Here is a 6,410-nt window from a genome sequence, read left to right on the forward strand (position 1 = left end):
TTACGGCCGTGCTTCGAAGACGAGGTTGAACGGCGTCTCGGTGGCGCGCCGGAACCGCGTGAAGCCGCTCTTGTCGACGACGACGTCGCGCAGCCTGGCCTCGCCGGCCTGCGCGCCGAGCGCCGGCCCGTTGCGGGCGAGTGACACCGGTACACAGATCTGCGATGACGCGCCGTACATCATGCGGCCGATCGGATTCATGTTGTCCTGCACGTGATCCCCGGCGAACGGCTCGACGATCATCGCGATGCCGTCGTCGTTGAGCGCGGCCCGGGTGTGCCGCATGGCGCCGACCGGATCGCCCATGTCGTGCAGGCAGTCGAAGAACGCGATCAGGTCAAAACCGTTGTCCGCGTAGCTCGTTGCATCGGCGACCTCGAAGCGCGCGTTCGTCACCCCGGCTTCCGCCGCGCGTTCGGTCGCGACGTGTATCGACTCGGGGTGGTAGTCATAACCGATGAACGTCGAGTTCGGATAGGTCTTCGCCATCAGGATCGTGCTGGCGCCGTGGCCGCAGCCGATGTCGGCCGCCTTGGCTCCGGACTCGAGGCGTTCGACCGCGCCGTCCAGTGCCGGCAGCCACGAGCCGACGAGTTCGGCGTTGTAGCCGGCGCGGAAGAATCGCTCCGTACCGGCGAACAGGCACGGATGGTGCTCGCCCCATTCCAGGCCGGCGCCGGTTTTGAAGTTCTCGGTCGTGCGGTCGAGGACGTGGAACACCGCTTCGACGATGTTGTAGGCGCCGGGGATATCGACGGGGCCGTTCGGGTCGGCGAGGCAGGCGGCCTGCTCCGCGCTCATCGACCACATGCCGCTGTCCGGGTCGAACTGGACGTAGCCGCCGGCGGCCTGGTTGGCCAGCCACTCGCGCACGTACCGCTCCACGGTGCCGGTCTTCTCGGCCAGCTGCGTGGCCGTGAGCGGCCCAGCCGCCAGGGCCTTGTACAGCCCGAGCCGGTCCCCGATCAGGACCAGGCCGGCACTGATCGCGGCACCCATGTCGCCGATCGCCATGCCGAGAAATTGGTTCAGCTTGTCTTCGTCCACAGGCATGTCTGGACCTCCAGAAATGTGGTTGCCAGCTTGACTGTACGACTGCGGAAATTCCTGAACAATGCGTAGTTTTTCGACGGTCGAATGCGTGCCGGGGCCATAGGCGTGGCGGCGACGTGCGCTCCGGATTCGCGGCATCTCCGACCGATCCGTGGCGGCGAATGTTATTGATCAAGGGTGTTCGTATCGGTCGGCGTCGTTCAGGTTCGCCAGTGACTCATCAGATGTGGATCGTCGTAGGCATCCTGGCCGGCGCCATCGGCCTGTTCGTGTGGGGCCGTCCGCGCGCCGACATCGTCGGGGTACTGGTCGTCGTCGCGTTGATGAGCACCGGCGTGCTGACGCCGACCGAGGCGCTGGCCGGCTTCGGTTCGCCCGTGGTGATTCTGTTGGCCGGCATATTCATCGTCAGCGCGGGCTTGGTCAACACCGGCATCACCCAGCGGCTCGGTGAGTTCGTTGTCAAGGTCGGCGGCCGCAGCGAGTCGCGGCTGGTTGCGCTGATCATGGTCCTGTCGGCCGGTATCGGGTCGGTCATGAACTCGTCGGCGATCGTCTCGATGCTGATCCCCGTGGTGCTGACGGTCACGGCCGCAACGGGTTTGAACCGCAAACGCATGCTCATGCCCTTGTGTGTCGCCGTCATGATCAGCGGCATGATGACGTCGATCGCGTCGTCGCCGAACATCATCATCGAGGGCATCCTCAGCCAGCGCGGCATCACGCCGACGCTCGGCTTCTTCGGCTTCACGCCGTTCGGTGTCGTCACGCTCGCGGTCAGTCTTGTTTTCATGCTCCTGGTCGGGCGTAACCTCTTGAGCCGCAACCGGACCGGAGTGGCCGACGCGCAGGAACCCTCCACCTTCGACGTCATCGCGTCCTACGGGCTGCGGCCCCGCTGGCACCTGCTGCACGTATCCGCTGACTCACCACTGGTGGGGCAATCGGTTGCGGCGCAACGCCAACCGCTGCGCGAGCGTTACGGCCTCGATCTTCTCGGTTTCGAGAAGTACACCCGCGGCGCGGCGCAATACCTGTCGGCGCGGCCGGAAACCGTCTTCGAGCCAGGCGATCTGGTCTTCACGCTCGTCGATGAACAGCAGACCGCCGCGGTGTCGGCCGACCTGCGCTGTCAGGTCACCGGCCCGCGGGCCGAAGACGAGCGTCGCGAAGTGCTGCAGAACGTCGGGGTGGCCGAGGTGATGCTGGCACCCGAGTCGAAGTCGATCGGCATGACGCTCGGCGAGCTCGATCTGGCCGCCGCCCATAACGTGACGGTCCTGGCGGTCCGGCACCGTGGCCAGAGCATCACCGCGGACCTGCCCGGGCGCACCCTCGACTTCGGTGATGCGATGTTGGTGGGCGGCAATTGGGACGACATCGAACGGCTCAGCGATTCGCGCCGGAACTTCATCCTGTTGAACCTGCCCGCTGAGTATCAGCAGCGGTTGGTGGCACCGGGCCGGGGTCGTGCCGCGGTGGTCATCCTCATCGCGATGGTCACGTGCATGGCGTTCGGCTGGCTGCCCGGCGCCGATGCGGCGCTGCTCGGGGCACTGGCCATGGTCGGGGCGGGCTGCGTTCGCGTCGACAGCATCTACCGGTTGATCAGCTGGAGCACGCTGGTCCTGATCGCCGGGATGCTGCCGTTGGCCACGGCGCTGGCCAAAACCGGGACGACGACGCTGATCGCCGGTCACCTGGTCGACACGCTGGGCAGCCTCGGTCCGACCGGCATGCTCGCGGTGGTGTTTCTGGTGACGGCGGTGGTCGCCTTGTTCATCTCGAACTCGGCGACCGCCGTGCTGATCGCGCCTGTGGCCATCGAAGCGGCGCAGGCATTGCACGTCTCGCCGCAGGGATTCGCGATGACGGTCGCCATCGCCTGTTCGGCCGCGTTCGTGACGCCGGTGTCGTCGCCGACCAACATGCTGGTGATGGAGCCCGGCGGCTACCGGTTCTCGGATTACGCGAAGGTCGGCGTGCCCCTGCTGGCGCTGACCATGGTGATCACGGTGGTGATGGCCCGGCTGATCTACCTGCCGGGCTAGCGCCCTAATCGAGCGTGGCGGCTGACGAGGCGACACGCGAGACGGAATCTCGGCAAGCCACACGTTCGACGCAGCGACCCCATGTCGGACTTCGGTTGATGGGTGACGGATCTGTTTCGGTTGATCCTTGACACTCGTGTTGGTGGTCAGGCCTGTTCGCGGGTGCGGCAGGCCTTCTTGTTTCGTACCGCCCCGGTGCTGTTGCGGGCTGCGGTTTTGACCAATTGCTCACCGACCCAGAACCTCAGCAGGTCCCCGTCGACATGAACGTCGCAGCGTTGCCCGGCCCAGTGCCTGCCGATACTGACCTGCTGCCACGACACGCACACCACCCCGTTGGTGGTGACCCGCCGCGAGACCCAATCTGAGCCCTGGCGCTGGTGCTCGCGCGCAGCCGTGGAGTTCGAGGGCGCCGCCGCCGGCGCTGATGCGGTGAACCGCTGAGCTGGGGTGTCCATCTTCAGGGACTGGTGCGGCCGGGCGGTGTTGTACTCGATCACCCACTCATCGAGCGCCTGCTGCGCCGCCTTCAAATTGGGGAAAGGTGCTGCGGTAGAAAGGAATTCCGCGCGCAGACTCCGGTGAAACCGCTCGATCTTGCCTGTAGTGGTCGGCGAGCGCGGCTGGGTCAACAAGTGCTCGATGCCGTGCTCGCGGCAGATCGCATCAAAGAGCACCTCCACCGGTGGATGGTTGAACCGGCCGGTGAACACCTTGCCGTTGTCGGTCAGGATCTGTTCTGGTGAGCCGTAGGTCGCCAACGCACCGCGCAGTCCATCGCACACCGCGCGGGTGCGCTCGCGAGTCATCAGCCGGGCGCACACGCACATCCGGGAGTGGTCGTCGATCCCGGTCAAGGCCTTGGCGCTGGTCCCGTCGGCCAGCGGGAACCCACCGACGACATCCATCTGCCACAACTCCATCGGCGCGCCCCGCTCCCAGCGTTTCCACTTGCGGGCCCGCCGGTCGCGCAACCGCGGATCGATCAACCCCGACCGCACCAACGCCCGGTACACCGCCGACTCCGAGGGCACCGGTGACACCTTGCGTTTGGTCAGCTCGAACACCAACCGCCGCGGCCCCCAATACGGACGTGAGCGCCGCAACTCCAGCACCGCCGCTTCAACCTCGGCTGACATCTGATGCGGACACGACACCGGCCGATGCGACCGATCAACCAACCCGTCCAAACCCTCGGCCTCATACCGGGCCAACCAGGCATGCACCGTCTGACGCGACACCCCCGCCTTCTCGGCCGCCTGCGTCACCGACAACCCATCACTGATCACTGCCAGCACCGTCTGATACCGCTGCTCAGCCACGCTCAACTCCCTCATTCAGGGAGTGTCAAGGATCAACCGAAGCAGGAGTAAAGCATCAGCCGAAACACTGTCAGGCATCACCCGACAGAGAAATGTCAGCCATCAACCGACGTAATACACCCGGATAAGTGCCCCCGGCAGGATTCGAACCTGCGACACCGGCTTTAGGAGAGCCGTGCTCTATCCCCTGAGCTACGGGGGCGGCACCTACCGAGATAGGGACCCATAGGGACGACTCATGCTAAACGCCGCGCGCCGTATCGGTGGCATCGGGATTCTGATGTCACTCATGGTGCCGCGTGCGCGGACGGCGATGTTTGACTGTGCGGCGCGGTGTCGGGGGAGTCGAGCTGGTCTGCGACGGCGACGACCAAGCCGCCGAGCATGAACGCGGTGATCGCCGCGGTCAGCGTCGGCGTACTCAGCGTGGGGATGAAGCGCCGAATTCCGGTGACGTCGGAACCGGCGCCTCCGTGGTACTTGTGCGTCAGTGCGTGGCCTTTGCCTTTTTGCAGCAGGTATCGGTTTACCGGGTAGGCGGCGAAGAAGGCGACAGTCAGCGCGATCATCATCCCGATCCAGAAGATCGGGTTGACCAGGCCGGCGTTCATCGCGCCCGGGATCACGGCCATGACCAGGTTGTCGACGATCTCCATCGTCGCGATCGACAGCGTGTCTGCAGCCAGGACCACGCTGAGCGCCGTGCCGATCGCGAGACCGGCTTTCAGCAGTGGCAACGTCGACAGGGTGTAGCCGAAGACGAATGCCAGCGCGATGGCCAGTCCGATGGTCGCGAGGTTCGTCAAGCCCAGAGCCGTGCCGATGATCAGGCCGACGATCTCCCCGATGGCGCAGCCGGTGAGGCAATGCAGGGTCGCGCTGACTGCCATGGCGTTGATGTCGCCGCCGTGGTGCGCATGATCCAGGTGGGAGCTGTGGTCGTTTCCGCCCTGGTGGTCGGCGGGATGGTGGTGGGAATCGCTGGCCATCGTTGTCATTCCTCATCGTCGAAATCGAGCGGTATCGGAGTCGACTCCACGATACCCCCTGGGGGTATATCGCGCTAGGGGTGGGTTGATGGCGACAGGCCGATCGATTGGCAGCAACCCACCGGCCCGTGAGGCGGCCCACATATCAATCTGATTGACATAGGTGGTCGTGCGGCAGCAGGATGGACGCATGAGCACTTCCGGGGATGAGACCGATTTCCACAACGACGTCATCAGGCAGATTCGCGAAACCGGCGTGGTCGATGGCTGGTTCGCCCAGTTCGACATGCTGATCCTGCATACCGTTGGCGCCAAGTCCGGCCAACCGCGACAGAACCCGATGGCCTACCAGAAGTCGGACGGCGACGAGATCTACGTCTTCGCCTCCAACAACGGCAAGGACACGAGCTCGGCCTGGTACCACAATGCGCTGGCCCATCCCGAGCAGGTCGCGGTCGAGATCGGGCCCGACAAGTACAGGGTTCGGGTACGCGAGCTGCAGGGCGCCGAACGCGACCGCGTCTACGCGACGCAGGCCGGCCGCTTCGAGAATTTCGCCGAATATCAGCGCAAAACCACGCGGACGATTCCGGTTCTCGGACTCACTCGCATCGAGCAGTAACGCAACGCGCCCTCGGTGCGCGGTTACTGGCTTGAAGTGCAGTAATTCGGCAATATTTACGTGATTGCAGAATCGCTCTCTTGACTCGCGAATTGCATGGTCATTACCGGGCAAATGTCAAATCGCAGCAATCGTGGTAACGACGTTCTCTGGTTGTCTACACTTCCGTCCAAATGTGTGAATTTGACATGAGCGCGTGCGATCCCGTCGATGTGGCGCACCAGTTGGACGCGACCGGCGTCGCTCGGGTAGCAAACGCGGTGCAATGGGATTGGGTGCTTGAATCCCGGGCTGAAATCGGGCTCTTCACAGATGAGGGTGTAGAGGTGGTTGGCGCGTCGTTGCCGGGATAGAGGTCGAGGTCTCTCGAAAA

5 protein-coding genes and 1 tRNA gene are annotated in these 6,410 nt (G+C 64.6%); 2 read left to right on the forward strand and 4 right to left on the reverse strand.

Annotation, left to right across the window (positions count from 1 at the left end):
* Positions 1 to 1,053 carry a class I SAM-dependent methyltransferase gene (locus ACJH6J_RS21400; RefSeq protein WP_406804499.1) on the reverse strand — a complete coding sequence of 351 codons (1,053 nt, stop codon included), beginning with the start codon at positions 1,051 to 1,053 and terminating at the stop codon, positions 1 to 3.
* Positions 1,054 to 1,265: 212 nt separating this feature from the next.
* Here ACJH6J_RS21400 and ACJH6J_RS21405 point away from each other — a divergent pair, with 212 nt between their 5' ends.
* Positions 1,266 to 3,104 carry an SLC13 family permease gene (locus ACJH6J_RS21405; protein WP_406784486.1) on the forward strand — a complete coding sequence of 613 codons (1,839 nt, stop codon included), beginning with the start codon at positions 1,266 to 1,268 and terminating at the stop codon, positions 3,102 to 3,104.
* Between the two features lie 146 nt (positions 3,105 to 3,250).
* Here the strand turns inward: ACJH6J_RS21405 and ACJH6J_RS21410 are convergent, their stop codons facing one another.
* The 3 genes from ACJH6J_RS21410 to ACJH6J_RS21420 all read right to left on the reverse strand — a co-directional run bounded on the left by ACJH6J_RS21410 (position 3,251) and on the right by ACJH6J_RS21420 (position 5,415).
* The gene (locus ACJH6J_RS21410) at positions 3,251 to 4,441 is read right to left on the reverse strand and encodes an IS481 family transposase (protein ID WP_212813116.1); all 1,191 of its coding nucleotides are present in this window, start codon (positions 4,439 to 4,441) and stop codon (positions 3,251 to 3,253) included.
* A 114-nt stretch (positions 4,442 to 4,555) separates the two neighbouring features.
* A tRNA-Arg gene (locus tag ACJH6J_RS21415) sits at positions 4,556 to 4,628 on the reverse strand.
* Between the two features lie 85 nt (positions 4,629 to 4,713).
* Positions 4,714 to 5,415, reverse strand: coding sequence for a DUF4396 domain-containing protein (locus ACJH6J_RS21420; RefSeq protein ID WP_244872669.1), 702 nt, complete (start codon positions 5,413 to 5,415; stop codon positions 4,714 to 4,716).
* A 190-nt stretch (positions 5,416 to 5,605) separates the two neighbouring features.
* Here ACJH6J_RS21420 and ACJH6J_RS21425 point away from each other — a divergent pair, with 190 nt between their 5' ends.
* Positions 5,606 to 6,037, forward strand: a complete 432-nt coding sequence (locus ACJH6J_RS21425; protein WP_212813089.1) for a nitroreductase family deazaflavin-dependent oxidoreductase — start codon at positions 5,606 to 5,608, stop codon at positions 6,035 to 6,037.
* The last annotated feature ends 373 nt before the right edge of the window (positions 6,038 to 6,410 follow it).

Origin of the sequence: Mycobacterium sp. SMC-18, assembly GCF_045310895.1 — a bacterium.
Classification (GTDB): Bacteria; Actinomycetota; Actinomycetes; order Mycobacteriales; family Mycobacteriaceae; genus Mycobacterium.

Coding starts and splice junctions, on each gene's coding strand:
- ACJH6J_RS21420 (WP_244872669.1), bottom strand. CDS start 5,415: ATGGCCAGCGATTCCCACCACCATCCCGCCGACCACCAGGGCGGAAAC.
- ACJH6J_RS21400 (WP_406804499.1), bottom strand. CDS start 1,053: ATGCCTGTGGACGAAGACAAGCTGAACCAATTTCTCGGCATGGCGATC.
- ACJH6J_RS21410 (WP_212813116.1), bottom strand. CDS start 4,441: ATGAGGGAGTTGAGCGTGGCTGAGCAGCGGTATCAGACGGTGCTGGCA.
- ACJH6J_RS21425 (WP_212813089.1), top strand. CDS start 5,606: ATGAGCACTTCCGGGGATGAGACCGATTTCCACAACGACGTCATCAGG.